We start from the raw sequence: 17,467 nt of genomic DNA on the forward strand, positions 1-17,467 counted from the left end.
CATCACACTCATGCGTGTTTGACCTGCGCCTCCTGTTGCGTCGGTGCTGCGCTACCGCCCGTGCCTGCAGTTTCCGCTTCGGCTGACGGGGCCCACTTCCCCGTTCCACTGCCCCCTGCTGCCGCTGTCGTGTCGTTTCTGACTGACGGCATCGAACGTCCTCCCCGCTTCAATCTCGTCTAGTCCGCGCAAGCGCATCCGTTGGCTGCGCCTGCAAGTTTTCCGGTGTCCGTAACGGACGCTGGATGGTTCACGACGAGAAAAATTCATGCGAACAATTTCTGCGGCGCTCCTGGGCGCGGGCGCAGCGTTGTCGTCGCTCGCGCACGCTACGACTGCAGTTCCCGACCCAACTGATGCAGCGGCATCGGTTCCGGTCGTCACCGTTGAGTCTGCCTTCGACGGCTACAAGTCGTGGCAAGACGGCGACGCGCCGAGCTGGCAGCAGCTAAACCGTGCCGTTGCGCCAACCCGAAGCACGGCCAAGATCAACCACAGTCAGCAACCAGTTGCGACAGCGGGTGAAAAAGGCGGCCACGGGCACGGAGGCGAGTCGAAATGATTCGATACTTCGCCCCGAACCGCGTGGGATGCATTGCCCTCGCGACGATGCTTCTGGCCGGCTGCACGACGTTCTCAAAGGACGGCGGATTCAACACCGTATCGACGACTGCGTCCGAGCGACTTGGTAAGGACGCCGTCTACCTGAAAAACGACGAAGACCGCGTCGCTGCTTTCAAGCGGACGCAGGAACTGCTGTCGAAGCCACTCGGCATGGATGACGCCGTTCAGGTCGCGCTGCTGAACAACCGGGGACTTCAGGCGTCGTACGCCGAGCTCGGTATTTCCGAAGCCGACCTCGTCCAGGCAGGCCGCCTGCCCAATCCCGGTTTTACGTTCAGCCGGACGCACTGGAGCGATGGCTTCGGTATCAGCCGAGCGTTCTCCATGGGCGTATTGGGTGTGCTCACGCTGCCTGTGGCGACGCGCATCGAGAGCCGGCGGTTCGAACAGACAAAGCTCGAGACGGCCAATGCCATGCTCATCGTCGCCGCCGACGCCCGAAAGGCCTATGTGAATGCCGTGGCCGCGGAGCAGGCAGCCCAATACGCCGCTCAGGTCAAGGATTCCGCCGAGGCCGGGGCAGAACTTGCCTTGCGCATGCGGCAGGCGGGCAACTTCAGCAAGCTCGACTATGCGCGCGAACAGGCCTTTTACGCCGAGTCGGTTGCGCAGCTGGCCAAGGTACGGCAGCAGTCAGTCATGGCCCGCGAAAAGCTCACGCGCACGATGGGCCTGTGGGGCTCCGGAACCCAATACAAGCTGCCGGACCGTCTGCCTGACCTGCCGAAGGACAGGCCGCAACTAACCGACCTCGAAAGCTTTGCGATGCAGAACCGCCTCGACATACAGGCGGCGAAGCTGCGGACACAAGGCGTTGCAACCTCGCTGGGGCTCAGCAAGGCGACCCGATTCATCAATGCGCTCGATGTCGGCTATCTCGACAACTTCGAGACCGATAAAGGACACGAGCACGGATACGAAATCAGTGTCGAGATTCCCATTTTCGATTGGGGCAGCGCGAAGGTCGCACGCGCCGAAGCCATCTATATGCAGTCGGCGAACCGGCTCGCCCAGACGGCGACCGACGCCCGCTCCGAAGTACGCGAGTCGTACTCCGGCTATGTGACGAGCTACGACGTTGCGAAGCATTACCGCGATGAGGTCGTGCCCGTACGCAAGACTATCTCGGACGAAATGCTGTTGCGCTACAACGGCATGCTCGCAAGCGTGTTCGAACTGCTTGCCGATTCGCGCGACCAGGTGGCTGCCGTCAACGGATACATCGACGCGCTGAAAGACTACTGGCTTGCAGAGACAGACCTGCAACAGTCGCTTGGCGGCCGCCTTCCGCCGCTCGCAATGGCACCGACGCCTGGCGCACCGCAGAGCGACGCGCCGCCGACACCACCGGCCCCGGTGCAGGACTCGCCGTTGCCTGCTTCCGGGACCCACCCGGCATCGCCGACGAATTCAGAAGGTAAATGATCATGGTCTCACGTCGAACATTTCTCGGCGGCTCCGGCGCGGCGCTACTCGGCGCAGCATTGGTCAGCAAGGCTGGCGCAGCGTCACTTCCAGAAGCGCCAACTATGGACAAGACCGCCACGCAACCGCCGCTGGTGCCGCCCAACGGCCGACCCTATACGCCCGTGGCCACACTGAATGGCTGGACGCTGCCATGGCGCATGAAGAACGGCTGGAAGGAATTCCATCTGATTGCCGAGCCGGTGGTGCGCGAGATGGCGCCCGGCATGAAGGCGAACCTGTGGGGCTACAACGGCCAGGCGCCAGGTCCGACCATCGAGGCGGTGGAAGGCGACAAGGTTCGAATCTTCGTGACCAACAAGCTGCCGGAACACACGACGGTTCACTGGCACGGAATGCTAGTGCCGTCCGGCATGGACGGTGTGGGCGGTCTCACGCAACCCCACATTCCGCCGGGCAAAACGTTCGTCTATGAGTTCCAGCTCGAGAAGCACGGCACGTTCATGTATCACCCGCATGCCGACGAGATGGTGCAGATGGCGATGGGCATGATGGGCACGTTCATCGTCCATCCGAAAGACCGCGGCGTCATGCGGGTGGACCGCGACTTCGTGTTCCTGATGTCCGCCTACGACATCGACCCGGGCAGCTTCACGCCGCGCGTCAACGAGATGACGGACTTCAACATGTGGACATGGAATGCACGGGTCTTTCCGGGCATCGACTCGCTGCCCGTGCGGGCAGGAGACCGCGTCCGCATCCGCTTCGGCAACCTGACGATGACCAATCATCCCATCCATCTGCATGGGTACAGCTTCGAGGTCGCAGGAACAGACGGTGGATGGATTCCTCCCGCCGCACGCTGGCCTGAAGTGACCGCCGACGTTGCCGTCGGTCAGATGCGTGCCATCGAGTTCACCGCGGACCGGCCTGGCGACTGGGCGTTTCACTGCCACAAGTCGCATCACACGATGAACGCGATGGGGCATCAAGTCCCGAACCTGATTGGCGTGCCGCAGAAGGACCTCGCCAAACGCATCAACAAGCTCGTCCCGGACTACATGGCAATGGGCAGCGCGGGCGGTTCGATGGGCGAGATGGAAATGCCGCTACCGGACAACACGCTACCGATGATGACAGGTACCGGGCCGTTCGGTGCGCTGGAAATGGGCGGCATGTTCAGCGTCGTGAAGGTGCGCGAGGGACTGGGCCGCAACGACTACCGTGACCCGGGCTGGTTCAAACATCCGAAGGGAACGGTCGCGTACGAATACACCGGTGAGCTGCCGGATAGCTGATTTCGTGACACGCCGGACATGGCTCCGGCCGATATTTTTTAATTCAACTATGGGAGAGGTCTTGATGAAGAACGCAATTGTTTCCATCGTGTTGGGTTGCACTGTGGCCGTATCCGCGACCGCATATGCCGCGGGCGACACGGACAACATGAATACGGCGGGCGGCGCACAACAGGACGCAGACGCGAAGAACGACATGTCGCACGGCGAAGTGAAGAAGGTGGATAACGCCGCCGGGAAGCTGACCATCAAGCACGGGCCGCTCAAAAATCTGGATATGGAGGCCATGACGATGGTGTTCAAGGTCAAAGACCCAGCCATGCTTTCACAGGTAAAAGTGGGCGACAAGATTGACTTCGTTGCCGAAGAAATTGACGGCGCGCTCACTGTGACGAAACTGCAGAAGCAGTGAGCTTTTAATAGCGCTCCAGCGGTGCAGTACACACTGCGCCGCGATGGAGTTAAGGGAGGACACACTCGTGAACATCAAGATATCCAGATTACTCGTTACAGCAGCGGCGACCGCCGCTGCCGCGCTTTCACCTGTTATTACGTTCGCGCACGGCAAGCTGGAGAGCGCCATCCCGGCGGCCGGCAGCGCGGTCGACTCGTCGCCTGACATGCTGCGTCTGACTTTCAATGAAGACCTCGAATCCGCGTTTAGCTCGATCAAGGTCGTTGACGCGGCGGGCACAACGGCGAGTAAGGACAAAGCAAAGGTAGATTCGTCGAACCCGCGCGTACTCATGGTCGAGGTCCCCAAGCTCGCCTCCGGCTCGTACACGGTGCAGTGGGCAGTCATGACGCATGATGCTCACAAAACCAAAGGCTCTTATACATTCGCGGTGAAGTAATGAATGACGGTTTCCTCGGCATTTTGCGGCTGGCATCTGTGGCACTGCAGAACATCAGCTTCGCTATTCTTCTAGGTGTTCTGCTCAGTGACAGGTGGCTTTCCCGCAGCACTTCACGATGGCAGACGAGCGTCAGTGTCCATCTGCTTCTCACCTTGCGCATCGCTTCTTTTACCGCGCTGGTGTCCAGTGCGTTCGCGTTCTGGATTCATTGTGCGCTAATGAGTGAGTCGACCCTCGAAGAGGCGGGTCCAGCCGCTCGTGCAATGCTTGTGGAAACCGACTTCGGCCATGCCTGGCTGGCAGGCGCGGGGTTCATGCTACTGGTGGTGATTCTGTCGCTCGTGCAGGCTCGACGTCCGATTCGTTTCAAGCCCGCTATCTGGCTCGCTCTCGCAGGAGTTGCGCTGGCGCGCAGCCACGGAGGACACCCCATCGATGCAGGCGCATTCAGTATTCCGATATGGGTAGACTGGGTGCACCTGCTTGCTGTCAGCGTGTGGGTGGGGCTCGTGCTTGTCGCAACTTACATCGTGATGCCCCGTATATGTCGTGCGCCCGCCGCTGAGCGGGCGGACACTGCGGCGTTCATTCAATCGCTTTCCGACGCCGCGACGTTGGCGCTCGTCACTATCTTCATCACTGGCGCCTACAGTGGCTGGCGCGGAGTCAATGCAGCCGAATACCTCTCGACATCGACGTATGGACGCGTCCTGATGGTTAAGCTTGCTCTCGTGGGTATTGCCGCAGCGCTTGGCGGACATAACCGGTTCTTCGAGATGCCCCAGCTGCTCACTTCGCTGAGAGAAACGTCTACGGAGTTCAGTGCACGACCGTTGAAGCGGTTTGCCGCTGTCTTGCACGTCGAATCGATTGTGCTCGCAGCTGTGCTCGTCTCGGCTGCCGTTCTCGTCTCCAGTCCGCTGCCAGGGACCGCATAGGCGACACGATCATGACGCTCCGGGTGCGGTGCGCCGAACCGCCCCGCCTTGCCCCACGCCTACTAGACATCATCGCGCCGCAGGTCTAAGCGCCATTGACCGAAGTCAAAGCAGCCCGCCAGGATCATGACGATGTTGCTTGCCAGCGCGCTGGAGCCTCCTCTGGACGAGCCAGATCGCGATTGTCGATTGGCTCGATCAAATCCGCATTTCTCAATTTGCGTAGTGCTATCGCCCGTGAGACCAAAGTCCTATTGGCTGCATTCACCGTATGGTTGATCGTTCAGGAGGAATTTGAGTCGAGACGTAGTCTCGGAACGGTGCCTGAGTTTCCACTGGTCGGTACGGCCATCTTAGTCAGGCGAAAAGCGTGCCATCAGGACGACGTCAAGCCGGGTATGTCACGACGGTCGAGCGGAATCGATTCACCCCAGTATCGGAGCTGAAACCATGGCTGACGCAATTGTGGATGTCACGGAGCAGAAGCGTTTGAACGAACAGCGTGAAGCTCAGGTCCCGTGGAAAAAGTGGGGACCTTACCTGAGCGAACGGCAATGGGGGACCGTCAGGGAGGATTACAGCGACGACGGCAACGCATGGGACTATTTTTCGCACGACCAGGCGCGTTCACGCACGTACAGATGGGGCGAGGACGGACTCGGCGGACTGTGTGACGATCAGCAGCGGCTCTGCTTTGCGCTCGCGCTTTGGAACGGGCACGACCCGATCCTGAAGGAGCGTCTGTTCGGTCTCACCAATAGCGAAGGCAATCATGGCGAGGACGTGAAGGAGTATTACTTCTACATCGACAGTACGCCCACGCACTCGTACATGAAGTATCTCTACAAATATCCGCAGAAGGAATATCCGTACCGCGACCTTGTCGAGACCAACCGCAACAGATCGCGAGCGGAGATGGAATACGAACTGCTCGACACTGGCATCTTCGACGAAGACCGCTATTTCGACGTGTTCGTGGAGTACGCGAAGGCGGATCCGGAAGACATACTCGTGCGGATTTCCGTGCACAACCGCGGACCGGATGCGGCACAAATCCGGATCTTGCCGACACTCTGGTTCCGCAACACCTGGTCGTGGGGCGGCGACGACCGCAAACCCTCGTTGACCGAAGCGGGGTCCGGCATTATCCGCGCCACCCATCATGAGCTAGGGCAGTACTGGCTATATTGCGATGGAGATTGCGAGGCTCTATTCACCGATAATGAAAGCAATGCTCAGCGTCTGTGGGGCGTAGCGAATTCGTCTCCTTACGTGAAGGACGCGTTTCACGACTACGTCGTCTCCCGAGCGGACGCGGTCAATCCCGCGAAAAGCGGCACGAAGGCAGCGGCTCACTATGCTGTGGAGGTGCCGGCCGGAGGCAGCAAGACGTTCCGGCTGCGGTTGAGAGCAGCGCAAATGGAGAATGCGTTCGACGGCTTCGAGAAGGTGTTCGACAGCCGCATCGCCGAGGCCGACGAGTTCTACGAGCGCATTGCGCCAAAGACGCTGACGGAGGATCAGCGCCGTGTTCATCGGCAGGCGCTGGCGGGGATGTTATGGAGCAAGCAGTATTACTACTTCGACCTGGAAAAGTGGTTACGTGAGCACAAGAGCCATCCGTTGCTGGACTCGGCTCGACGCGACGTGCGCAACACTGACTGGTTCCACATGCTCAACGCGGACGTGATCTCCATGCCCGACAAGTGGGAGTATCCGTGGTACGCGGCTTGGGATCTGGCGTTTCACACGGTCTCGCTTGCGCTGGTGGATTTCGACTTCGCCAAAGAACAGCTGCTGTTGATGCTGCGGAATCTGTACTTCCACCCTAGCGGACAGATTCCTGCTTACGAGTGGAATTTCAGCGACGTAAATCCGCCGGTGCATGCCGCTGCCACGCTCTGGCTCTACAAGTATGAAAAACAGTTGGGCCGTGCAGACCCCCGCTTCCTCGAGCGGTCGTTCCAGGCATTGATGCTCAATTTCAACTGGTGGGTCAATCGCAAAGATCCTTCCGGCCGGAACGTCTTTGCGGGCGGCTTCCTTGGGCTGGATAACATCGGCGTGTTCGATCGGAGCGCACAACTCCCGACGGGAGGCACACTGGAGCAGGCGGACGGAACCGCGTGGATGGCGTTCTATTGCCAGTGCATGTTGGAGATGGCCACCCTGCTGACGGAATACGATCCGCTCTATGAAGAGGTTGCCTTCAAGTTCGTCCAGCACTTCATGTGGATTTCGTATGCGATGGACCGCCGTGGCGTACATCACGACGAAATGTGGGACGAGGAAGACGGCTTCTTCTATGATCTGCTGCGCCTTCCGGACGGCCAGGCAACACGGCTGAAGGTGCGATCGATGGTAGGGCTGTTGCCGTTGTGCGCGTCGACGGTATTCGAAGGAGATGCGGTCCACCGGTATCCGAAGTTGATGGAGTTGATTGCCCAGTTTCGCGAACGCCATCCAGAGTTGATTGCGCAGGTCGCACCAACAGAAGCAGGTTTTATCGGTTACAAGCAAAGACGCCTGCTTGCCATTCTGAACAGGAAGAAACTCGAGCGCGTGCTCGGCTATCTCCTCGACGAAAACGAATTCCTTGGACCTCACGGCATCCGGTCGCTTTCGCGCTATCACCAGGACCACCCGTTCGTATTTCGTACTGGTGGCATCGATTACACGGTTCAGTACCTGCCGGCCGAGTCGAATACCGGCATGTTCGGCGGAAATTCCAATTGGCGCGGGCCGGTCTGGATGCCGGTCAATCTCCTTATCGTGCGGGCGCTCATTAATCTGTACAGTTTCTACGGCGACGAATTCAAGGTCGAATGTCCTACCGGTTCTGGCCAGCAGATGTCGCTGTTCGAAGTGGCCGAGGAAATTGTCCGTCGATTGTCGGGCACCTTCCTGCGCGGCGAAGATGGCAGACGGCCCGTCTACGGCGGAACGGAAAAATTCCAGAGCGATCCGCACTGGCGCGATCTGATTCTGTTTTACGAGTACTTCCACGGCGACAACGGAGCTGGTCTGGGGGCTAGTCATCAGACGGGCTGGACAGGATTGATCGCGCCGCTTTTAGACATATTCGGGCGAATCGACGCGAAATCTTTGCTGGAAACAGAACGCGCGTACCTGATGGCGAAAGTCGTCAAGGAGCAGGTTGTGGGTGTGGGCCAAGACCAAAGGTGAAGTCGGCTACGACGTCTTTGAACTTGCTGCAATTGGCTCAATCGCCAACCTCGCTTTCTCTATTGTTCATTGGGACATGCCCGCCGGAGTCATAAACAATGCAAGCCAGAGGCTTAGAACGGCTCGGAGTCCGTTAGCCGCCGAGCGTAATGATTGCCATCGTAAGGAGAATGCCAACCGCGATCATGGCAATGCCTGCCTTCATTGGCCCTGCACCCGTATCGCGCCCCAGCGCAAAGCCGGCGATGAAAAGCATCCCGAGAGTCAGCACGCGCGAGGCGATCAGTGCCGTTGTGACATCCCTCACGACAAGAAACGGCACCGCGACCGGAAACGTCCCCAGGACCACAAGCAGAAAAATGCCTAGCGCGCCGACGAAGTCACCACGCACAAAACTGGCCCGGGGTGGCAGCGTCGATGCGGTCGCGAGGCGCGCGCGGATCGGCTCGAGGTCGGCATCTTCGACGAGCCGCCCCAGCTTCTCGGGCAATGCTTCGCGCAACAACCGCAAGGCTACCGCCGGGTCCTGCTCCCGCTGTACGGTCTGCGCGAGTTTCAGGCGCTGCCCTCGTTCGGCGAGCGTGCGTACGAGGTACATCACAGCGTCGGCGAGGCCCCACGCCAGATTGCATCCGAGCGCGGCAAAGAACATCCTGTACCCTTCATCTTCGCGTGCAGTCACTGCCTTGACGGCGCCGACGAATGTCAGGGCCATGAACAGGCCAAAACATATTTCACAGACACGATCAACGGTATTAAGAATCGGTTCACGCCGTTCGGGTTCGGCATGTCCGTCCGGCACGATAGTACTCATATGGCCTCGACCGGAGATAGTCAACGTGACGTTTCGTAGCTGCCAACATGCGATGCTGATATGAGCAGTATATGAAAGAGACGGCAGTTCGGAACTTGTTTTCGCAGGCGTGAGACCGGCGAGTACCCCGAGTAGCGCGACTGGCGCGACTGGCGCGAGCATTCCGACGTCAGCGGCATGCGGCTGCAGACCAGCAGCGACGTGAGCATGCCTCCGTCAGCTCAAAGCTGCGATTCGATGGGCAGCAGACCCATGAACCACACACCGGTGCGGCGCAGGACGGTGGTGTCCGGCTCTGTGTCCAGTTCCCTCACCGTCCCGTCCCCCGCGGTATCGATCCAGACGATTTTGCGACTGCCGTTTGCGTCGGTGCGCAGTCCGAGCTGCCACGCGATCTGATTCAGCCGCGGTTCGACGTAGCCGATCACCTGGTTCGCGATCGCCGCGCTGTCGCACAACACGCCGATTTCAGTGTTGAGGTGGACCGAGCGCGGGTCCAGATTCATCGAGCCGATGAACACCCGTTCACGGTCGAATACGAACGTCTTCGCATGCAGCGATGCTTTCGACGAACCGAAGAACTGCTTCTTGTTCGCCGCGTCTACGCCTGCTGCAACGGGCTTGAATTCATAGAGCTGCACGCCCGCGGCGAGCAGGTCTTCGCGGTAGCGCCGATATCCCGCATGAACGGCGGCGACATCGGTCGCCGCCAGCGAGTTGGTCAGCACCGTCACGCGCACGCCATTTTCAGTCAGCTCACGCAGCCAGGCCACGCCATTTTTTCCAGGTACAAAGTACGGGGAGATGATCAGCAGTTCACGACTCGGATGAAGGTCCCTCGCTCTGAGAGCGGTGAGCAAGCGACCTTGCGACTCTTCAGGGGCGCGCGTGACTTTCGACGGGTCATCGTAGAGCAGCGTGGCTTTGCCCCAGCTATACTCGGCGGCGCCCTTCTCGATGACTTGAGCCAGCCGCTGTCTCGCGTGCACGACATAGGGCGAGGCCTGTTCCGAAGCGACGTAGCGGTCCAGCTCGTCTCGATACGCCGCGAGTTTTTCGGGGTCTGCCGGGGTGCCCATCAGCCGGTCGATCGGATAGGCCGCATCGGAATTCCAGAACGTGTCGAAGGAGTTCGAGACATCCTGGACGATCGGCCCATGCATCAACACGTCGAGATCCCCGAATGACACTGCACTCGACGCACCGAAATATTCGTCGCCGACATTTCGCCCGCCCAGAATCGTGGCCCGGTTATCGGCGATCAGTGCCTTGTTGTGCATGCGGCGGTTCACGCGCGAGAAGTCGAGTGCAGCCGAGATCTTCTTGAACCGGCGGCTCGCCACGGGGTTGAAGAGCCGAATAGAAATGCTGGGGTGGGCGCTCAATGCGAGCAACGCCTGGTCGTCGGCGTTCGTGCCGAGATCGTCGAGCAGTACCCGTACCCTGACGCCGCGGTCCGCCGCCTTCAGCACGGCCAACGCAAGAGCGCGCCCCGTCAGGTCGCTGTGCCAGATGTAGTACTCGAGGTCGAGTGTTTTCTCAGCCTTTTCGGTAAGGATCACCCGCGCGAGGAGCGCGTCGACGGAATCGGGTAGCAGGTGGAACGCGCTCTCGCCAGGATGTCCGTGCTCGCCAGCCGCGAAGTGCTCGGCAAGCGGCGTCGCTTGTGTATCTTGCGCCGCATAGGTCGGCGTGCGTCCGACTTGTGGGGGCAGACTGGCGCACGCGGCCAGCATGACAATCAGAACGGCTGCGGCAAGATTTCGAAGTGTGGCCATAATCGAGCTCTCTTCGCTTGCTGGACCGCTTGCAGGATCCGCCTGCCGACGCGCCTGTGCCGGCTTTGCGCACCAATGGGCCACAATGGGCCAGCGCGGCCACGAGCCACGAGCCACGATGACGGAAAACAATCATCGCAGATTCGACCGCCTTCCGCCATGTGCGCGCGGCTCTCGGCTACGCAACCGCGTCCAGTATCTTCCAGCCGGACATGACCAATGTCGACCGAACGTACGACTCGCGCTCACTCACCCTACCGCTACACGATTCCTTCCAGTCTCTTTCGCGCGATAAAGCGCGCGGTCCGCGCGCCGCATCAGCGCGTCGACGTCGCGTTCGCCCGCCTCACGCGTCACCACGCCAATGCTCACCGTGAATGCGATCGGCTTCGTCCGCCACACGTGTTCCGATTCCTGCTGCTCACAGCGCTTGCGCAATGCATCGGCGATGCGGAACGCGACGGACGCGTCCGCGCCCGGCAGCGCTCCGACAAACTCCTCGCCACCCCAGCGCGCGAATAGCTTCGACTCAAACGGGATCGTCATGCCCACATCTGCCAGCACACGCAAGACTTCATCGCCAATATCGTGGCCGTAGCTGTCGTTGATCTTCTTGAAGTAGTCGATGTCTAGAATGAAAACGGACAGCACACCATCGGCGGCGAGCATTTTTTCGACGGAATCGATAAACTCGCGGCGATTCGGCAAGCCAGTCAGCGCATCGGTGACCGCCTGTTTCTTGAGTAGCTGGATAAGCCGGGCACGATCGGAGATGTCGCGAACGACAGCAGTGAACTCCACTTCGCCCTCGAGTTCAATCTTCGAAATTGCAATCTCGACCGGAATAATCGTGCCGTCCCGATGCCGCCCGTACACGCTGTTGCTTTCGTCCATGCGCGGCGGCGTCACCGCGCGCAGGCTTTTCTGCGCCGAGTTTGCGAACTGCCGCACATTACGCGCATGGTTCCCGCGAAACTTCTCCGGCAACAGCATTTCGATCCGCTGTCCGATCACTTCGTCCGCCCGATAACCGAACAGATTCTCGGCCGCGCGGTTGAACAGTCGGATGCGGTGCTCCTCGTCAATGGTGACGATCGCGTCGTAAGCTGAGTCGATCACGGCCTGAAACCGCGATGCGCTAGCTTCCAGTTCACGCGACACCTGCCGCGCCGGGGCCTGGCCAATGACCGTCATGCAGACAGTAGGCGTGTGCGCGCCGACCATCGGCTCCAGTGCGACTCGCCATGTCCGTGCGCCATCGAGGGACACGCAGGCCGGTTCCGGTCCTTGGGCTTTGCCCGAGTCGAAGCACGCATCGAGCTTTTCGCGCAATCCACACCCTGCCTTGTCCAGCATCGATGTCTCGAGTGGCACAGGAAAAGATCGCGGATGTGTGCGAGCGTCGTCCATCATTGCCAGGAAGACGTCGTTGCACGCGCTGACGACCGGTTCACCGCGCGAATCGCGCGTCACGACAGCGATACCTATCGTCATGCCGTCAATGAACTTGTGCGATGTACTGGGCAAAGCGGACATAACCATACCTTGATACCTGGCGAGGTATCGATTGAAAGGATAGCCAGCGTCCCTGACGCGGCCACACTATGTTATATCGGCAACACTTGACGACGCCTTTAGGCCTGCGGGCCTCGCTCCAGGTTCACCTAACGTTCAGAGCGGCTGTAAACCGCGCCTTCCCGCCAGATCCGAGAGTTCCTTCTGAAGCGCAGCGAGAAATACATTCACGCGGTTGGGCACATATCGCCGGCTCGGAATGACGGCCCACACCGACAGGTCCTCCATGGAGGCGTCCTGCAGACGCACTTCCACAAGCGAATTGTCAGCTAGCTGCCTGAATACATCCCAGTGGGTCAGCATAGCAATGCCCAGTCCCTGCACAGCAGCCGTACGCGCCGCCTCAACACTCGTGGTGGTGACGTAGCCTTCAATACGCTTGCGTATCAACTTGCCGTCGACGACGAGCGGCCATCGCCCGACGGCATCGAGTTTGATACAACGATGCTGGTCGAGGTCCGCGACCGTGTCAGGCCGCCCATACCGCTTGACATACCCGGGCGACACGCAAATAAGGCGTGGGTTCGGGGCAATCTTTCTGGCCACCAGTTCTGAATCTTCCAGTGGCGCAATGCGCAACGCGAGATCCAGTCCCTGCCCCACTATATCGACTTGCCGATCCGACAGATCGAGGTCGATACGAAGGTCAGGGTTGCTTTCCAGCAAGCCAGGCAGCATCGGCAAAACGACGGATTGTCCGAAACCACTCGGTGCGGTCATGCGCAACACGCCCGACGCGGTGCCCGGTGACGGACTCAGTTCCGCTCGCGCGCCCGCTTCCGCATCGACCATTGCCTTGGCGTACGGAACAAAAGCCTCGCCTTCCGCTGTCAGGGTAAGCGACCGAGTGGTCCGATGAAAGAGGCGCACGCCGAGGTCTTCTTCGAGCGCGGCAATGCGCCGCGAGACCTGCATAGGCACCACGTTCAGTTGACGCGCCGCCGCTGACAGGCTTCCTGCTGACGCTACGGCGAGGAATGTCTGAACGTCTGGAAGGAGCATCGGTTATATCCAAAAATGTTAGGGCGGCTTCACGGTCAAAGCTCTGTTTCCCGCTGCTCTCGCCGCCTACCATGCAATCACCTTCCTTCACGAGACGAGCGGCCAGATGAACGACTCAACCTCCCCTATCCTTTCCCCGTATAACCGCAACGGCATCGCAGTACGCAACCGCATCGCCGTCGCGCCCATGACGCGTATCACGGCCACGGAACACGGGCAGCCGACCCAAACCATGTTCGACTACTACAAGCGATTCGCGAAAGGTGGCTTCGGGCTGGTAACGACTGAAGGCATTTATACCGACAAGGCGTTCTCGCAAGGATACCGGTTTCAGCCGGGCCTGGCCGACGACGAACAGGCGAAGGCGTGGTCGGCGTTCAATCGGGAGATGCACGAGCATGGAACCCTTGTGTTCGCGCAACTCATGCATGCCGGCGCGCTGAGTCAAGGCAACGTTTACCGAAACCATACAGTCGGACCATCGGCCGTTCGCCCCAAGGGTGAACAGATGACGTTTTACTGGGGCGAGGGGCTCTATCCCGAGCCGAAACAGATGACGGACGCCGAGATCGATGAGGCTATCCAGGGCTTCGCCGACGCGGCACGACGTGCCGTGAATATCGCCGGGTTCAACGGCGTGGAAATTCACGGCGCCAATGGATACCTCCTCGATCAGTTCCTGACTGCGGGTACCAATCGTCGGACCGACCGTTGGGGCGGCGACACGAAGGCCCGGACGCAACTGCTCGTCGATGTCGTGAACGCTGTCAGGCACAGCATTGGGGATGCTGTGCCCGTGGGCATCCGGATTTCGCAAGGCAAGGTCAATGACTTTGGTTCGAAGTGGTCGGGAGGCGAGGCGGATGCAGAAGTGATCTTCGGCGCACTTGCAGATGCGGGCATCGACTTCCTTCACGTGACCGAGCACGAGGCATGGCAACCAGCCTTCGAAGGCACGCACGACAGCCTCGTGACGCTGGCACGCCGTTATGCGCCCAAGGTCACAATCACTGCAAACGGTGGCTTGCACACGGCTGAGCGAATCGAAAACGCACTGGCCGCCGGGGCAGATCTGGTGACGGTCGGACGCGGCGCGCTCGCCAATCCCGATCTGCCGAAACTGCTGGCAAAGCAGCGCGAACCCCGGACATTCGATAGTTCGATCCTTCAACCGATCGCCAGCATCAAGCCCGAAGAACTTGCGATGGAGGGTGGCCGATAGACAGACTCTTATTCGGCGACTTTCTATGCGCAGGTGTAGAAACACCATGGAGGTCGTTCCCGCCGCGCGGTTCGACAGAACCGAAACGGTTCCGCCATGTGTATGCGCGACCTCTTTCTCGAGTGCGTGACAGGTCCGGTTGGACCTGCCTCGCGGCAAGAATGACAAACACCGCCTCGGAATAAACCGGGCAAGGCGACCGCCTCGAAGGCGTCCCGGGCTCAAGAAATCCCGCATGCTGCCGTCAAAACGAAGGGTTCCCAGCCGCGGCCGGGTTATAGTGGCGCCCGCCGCACTCGTGACTCTTCTTCCAATGCAAACGACGCTTGTCCACCTGCCGTCCACGCCCCGACATAAAGTCATGGCCGCGGTTGTCGCCGTGCTGGCGATTGCCGCCGCCGTTCTGGTCTGGCCACATGCCAAAGATCCGGGCCCGGTAGTTCCGCCATTTCTCCCGGTGTTCTCGACCTGGGTTACCTTGACCGAGGCCCTGACGGCCCTGCTGCTGTGGACACAATACGCGGTCTCAGGCCGGCTGCTGTTCGCGGCGCTCAGCGGCGCCTATTCGTTCACCAGTGTCGTCGCCGCTATCCAGCTGCTCGTCTTTCCGGGCGTGTTCTCCCCTACCGGCCTGTTAGGTGCAGGACCGCAGACGGCGGTATGGATCTGGGTTTTCTGGCACGGCGGCTTTCCCGCGTTGGTGACGGCATCCCTGTTCGCCCGGTCGGTTCCCGCGAGCTTGACGCACCGCACTCTTGCTAGAGTCGTCGCAGTTGGCGCCGTCGCTGTGGCGGTCGGACTGTGCATCCTCGCCACCGCGGGACAATCTCACCTCCCGCCCTTGGTCGCGAAATCCGGTTCGTACACCCAGTTGTCGGACAGCCCCGCAGGGATCATTGTCGAAGCGCTTTGCCTCGCGGCGCTGGGGCTTCATGTGTCGACAACCCGCGTGCGCTCGTTGATGGACTTGTGGCTCGCCGTCGCGCTAGTCGGTGCGCTCATTGACGTGACACTCACCCTTTCGGCGGGCGCGCGATACAGCGTCGGATGGTACGCAGCGCGTGTCGCTTCGATGGTGTCGTCAAGCGCAGTGCTCGGCATGCTGATCTACGAGACTACGGGTCTGTATCGGCGACTGTCCGAGACGCACCGGAAACTCGTTGAGACCTCGGCACGCGACGGCCTCACCGGCGTTTTCAACCGTGCTTATTTCGACGACCGGTTCGCGCGTGAATTTTCGTTAGCTTCGGTCAGCAAACAGCCGTTATGCGTCCTGCTGCTCGACGTCGACCATTTCAAGCAGTACAACGACACGTATGGACATATGGCCGGCGATGACTGCCTGAAGAAAGTCGCAGGGGCGCTATCAGGCACCTTGCGGCGGCAGGGCGATTTTGTCGCGCGCTACGGTGGCGAAGAGTTCGTGGTGGTTCTCCCGTCATGCGAACCGGCGGCGGGACTACGCGTCGCGCAATCGCTAAGAGCCGCTGTCGAGAAACTTGCGATCAGATCGGCGTCACCGGCCGGGGCCCCCGTCACCGTCTCGGTCGGCATGGCCAGCACTTTCCCAGATCCGCCCGAATCGGCGCCCGCCCTTTTGGGGCTGGCAGACACGGCCCTGTATCGGGCGAAGGCACGCGGTCGCAATCGGGTGGTCGAAGCTATGGACATTGCCGAGCGGCAGTCGGTCTCCGAAAGCGAAGTTCCCATCGTTTCGGTCATTAAGCCCTGACGCGCTACGCGGGCGGCCGGGAACCGGCGCGGAACCACGGTATGGGTCGCCTGGCTGTCCATCGATCTCAGGACCGCCAAGGTCTTCACGGGAGCCAACGTTAGACCTGTCCGACCAAAAAATCCTGAAGCGACGTCAAGACCTCACCTGGCGCATCCTCAGGAAGCAGATGGCCGCCGGGCAGCCCCTTGCCCGTCACATTCGCGGCCCATCGGGACCACGTGTCGAGAGGCAATATGCTTCGGGCCTTCTGTTCGCTCTCGCTCCACAGTACAAGGACAGGACAGGCGAGTTTTCGTCCCGCAGCTGCATCGCTTGCATCGTGCTCCAGGTCCTCGCAAGCAGCGGCTCGATAGTCTTCGCACATGGCGTGGCGCGCATGCGGACTTCTGAACGCGGTTCGATAGGCGTCGAGGGCCAAGGGATCGATCCGCTCCAGACCACCGGCCATCTTCGCCAGTGCAGCGTCGAGATAAGCGTCCGGGTCAGCCGCAAGCATCCGCTCCGGGAGATCGCCGGGCTGCGCCAGGAAGAACCAGTGCCAGGCGTTCAAAGCGAATGTCTTGTCGATAGATGCGAATGCATCGAGCGTCGGTATCACGGTCAGCGAGGCATATGCCGCAACGCATTGAGGATGGTCGAGCGCAAGCCGGTATCCGGCCCGAGCGCCCCGGTCATGCCCGACCACCGCGAAGCGCTCGTGCCCGAGCCGGCCCATCAGCGCGACGAGCGCGCTGGCTACGCGACGTTTGGTCCAACGCGGCTGATCGTTGCGGGTGCGGCTGTCGCCGTACCCCGGCAGATCGGGCACGATGACGGTGTGCGACCTCGCGAGCGTCGGCGCAATCAATCGCCACGCGACGTGGGTTTGCGGGTAACCGTGCAAAAGCAGAACCGGCGATCCGCTCCCGCCGATCCTGCCGCGAAACGAGACATTGCCCGCTTCCACGTCGAGGCTCGCGAAGCCCGGAAAGAAGTCGTGTTCGTCTCCATGCGTCATGCTCATCTCCTCGTAA

General features: G+C 60.5%; 14 protein-coding genes. 9 read left to right on the forward strand and 5 right to left on the reverse strand.

Translation table 11 applies throughout. The features are described from left to right. The first annotated feature begins 268 nt into the window (after positions 1 to 268). From H281_RS0113620 to H281_RS0113650, 7 genes are all read left to right on the forward strand, one after another. A complete protein-coding gene (locus H281_RS0113620) occupies positions 269 to 562 on the forward strand; it encodes a hypothetical protein (protein ID WP_020067667.1) in 294 nt (97 codons plus the stop codon). Beyond that, positions 559 to 2,049 carry a TolC family protein gene (locus H281_RS0113625; protein ID WP_020067668.1) on the forward strand — a complete coding sequence of 497 codons (1,491 nt, stop codon included), beginning with the start codon at positions 559 to 561 and terminating at the stop codon, positions 2,047 to 2,049. The genes H281_RS0113620 and H281_RS0113625 overlap by 4 nt, the downstream gene beginning before the upstream one ends. A gap of 2 nt (positions 2,050 to 2,051) precedes the next feature. Continuing rightward, positions 2,052 to 3,347 carry a copper oxidase gene (locus H281_RS0113630; protein ID WP_027804569.1) on the forward strand — a complete coding sequence of 432 codons (1,296 nt, stop codon included), beginning with the start codon at positions 2,052 to 2,054 and terminating at the stop codon, positions 3,345 to 3,347. A gap of 64 nt (positions 3,348 to 3,411) precedes the next feature. Beyond that, positions 3,412 to 3,759: a copper-binding protein gene (locus H281_RS0113635; protein WP_020067670.1), complete on the forward strand. Its 348-nt coding sequence runs from the start codon at positions 3,412 to 3,414 to the stop codon at positions 3,757 to 3,759. Between the two features lie 43 nt (positions 3,760 to 3,802). Beyond that, positions 3,803 to 4,201 (forward strand): copper homeostasis periplasmic binding protein CopC, encoded by a 399-nt coding sequence (copC, locus tag H281_RS0113640; protein WP_051120959.1) that lies wholly within the window; start codon positions 3,803 to 3,805, stop codon positions 4,199 to 4,201. Further along, positions 4,201 to 5,142 (forward strand): copper resistance D family protein, encoded by a 942-nt coding sequence (locus H281_RS0113645; protein WP_020067672.1) that lies wholly within the window; start codon positions 4,201 to 4,203, stop codon positions 5,140 to 5,142. The genes copC and H281_RS0113645 overlap by 1 nt, the downstream gene beginning before the upstream one ends. A gap of 450 nt (positions 5,143 to 5,592) precedes the next feature. Beyond that, complete coding sequence (locus H281_RS0113650; RefSeq protein WP_020067673.1) at positions 5,593 to 8,328, forward strand: MGH1-like glycoside hydrolase domain-containing protein; 2,736 nt, start codon at positions 5,593 to 5,595, stop codon at positions 8,326 to 8,328. 133 nt (positions 8,329 to 8,461) lie between these two features. Here the strand turns inward: H281_RS0113650 and H281_RS0113655 are convergent, their stop codons facing one another. The 4 genes from H281_RS0113655 to H281_RS0113675 form a co-directional block, all read right to left on the reverse strand. Continuing rightward, complete coding sequence (locus H281_RS0113655; protein WP_020067674.1) at positions 8,462 to 9,142, reverse strand: VIT1/CCC1 transporter family protein; 681 nt, start codon at positions 9,140 to 9,142, stop codon at positions 8,462 to 8,464. Positions 9,143 to 9,363: 221 nt separating this feature from the next. Beyond that, positions 9,364 to 10,920 (reverse strand): phospholipase D family protein, encoded by a 1,557-nt coding sequence (locus H281_RS0113665; RefSeq protein WP_020067676.1) that lies wholly within the window; start codon positions 10,918 to 10,920, stop codon positions 9,364 to 9,366. Between the two features lie 249 nt (positions 10,921 to 11,169). Beyond that, positions 11,170 to 12,456, reverse strand: a complete 1,287-nt coding sequence (locus H281_RS0113670) for a sensor domain-containing diguanylate cyclase (protein WP_020067677.1) — start codon at positions 12,454 to 12,456, stop codon at positions 11,170 to 11,172. 135 nt (positions 12,457 to 12,591) lie between these two features. Beyond that, complete coding sequence (locus H281_RS0113675) at positions 12,592 to 13,497, reverse strand: LysR family transcriptional regulator (protein ID WP_020067678.1); 906 nt, start codon at positions 13,495 to 13,497, stop codon at positions 12,592 to 12,594. 106 nt (positions 13,498 to 13,603) lie between these two features. Between H281_RS0113675 and H281_RS0113680 the strand changes: the two genes are divergently transcribed. Both H281_RS0113680 and H281_RS34630 read left to right on the forward strand, forming a co-directional pair. After that, on the forward strand, positions 13,604 to 14,719 hold the full coding sequence (locus tag H281_RS0113680) for an NADH:flavin oxidoreductase (RefSeq protein ID WP_020067679.1): 1,116 nt from the start codon (positions 13,604 to 13,606) through the stop codon (positions 14,717 to 14,719). A 361-nt stretch (positions 14,720 to 15,080) separates the two neighbouring features. Further along, on the forward strand, positions 15,081 to 16,451 hold the full coding sequence (locus tag H281_RS34630) for a sensor domain-containing diguanylate cyclase (RefSeq protein WP_020067680.1): 1,371 nt from the start codon (positions 15,081 to 15,083) through the stop codon (positions 16,449 to 16,451). Positions 16,452 to 16,551: 100 nt separating this feature from the next. Here the strand turns inward: H281_RS34630 and H281_RS0113690 are convergent, their stop codons facing one another. Beyond that, the gene (locus H281_RS0113690) at positions 16,552 to 17,451 is read right to left on the reverse strand and encodes an alpha/beta fold hydrolase (RefSeq protein WP_020067681.1); all 900 of its coding nucleotides are present in this window, start codon (positions 17,449 to 17,451) and stop codon (positions 16,552 to 16,554) included. Between the last annotated feature and the right edge of the window lie 16 nt (positions 17,452 to 17,467).

The organism is Paraburkholderia caledonica (assembly GCF_000383275.1).
In the GTDB taxonomy this organism is placed as follows: domain Bacteria; phylum Pseudomonadota; class Gammaproteobacteria; order Burkholderiales; family Burkholderiaceae; genus Paraburkholderia; species Paraburkholderia caledonica.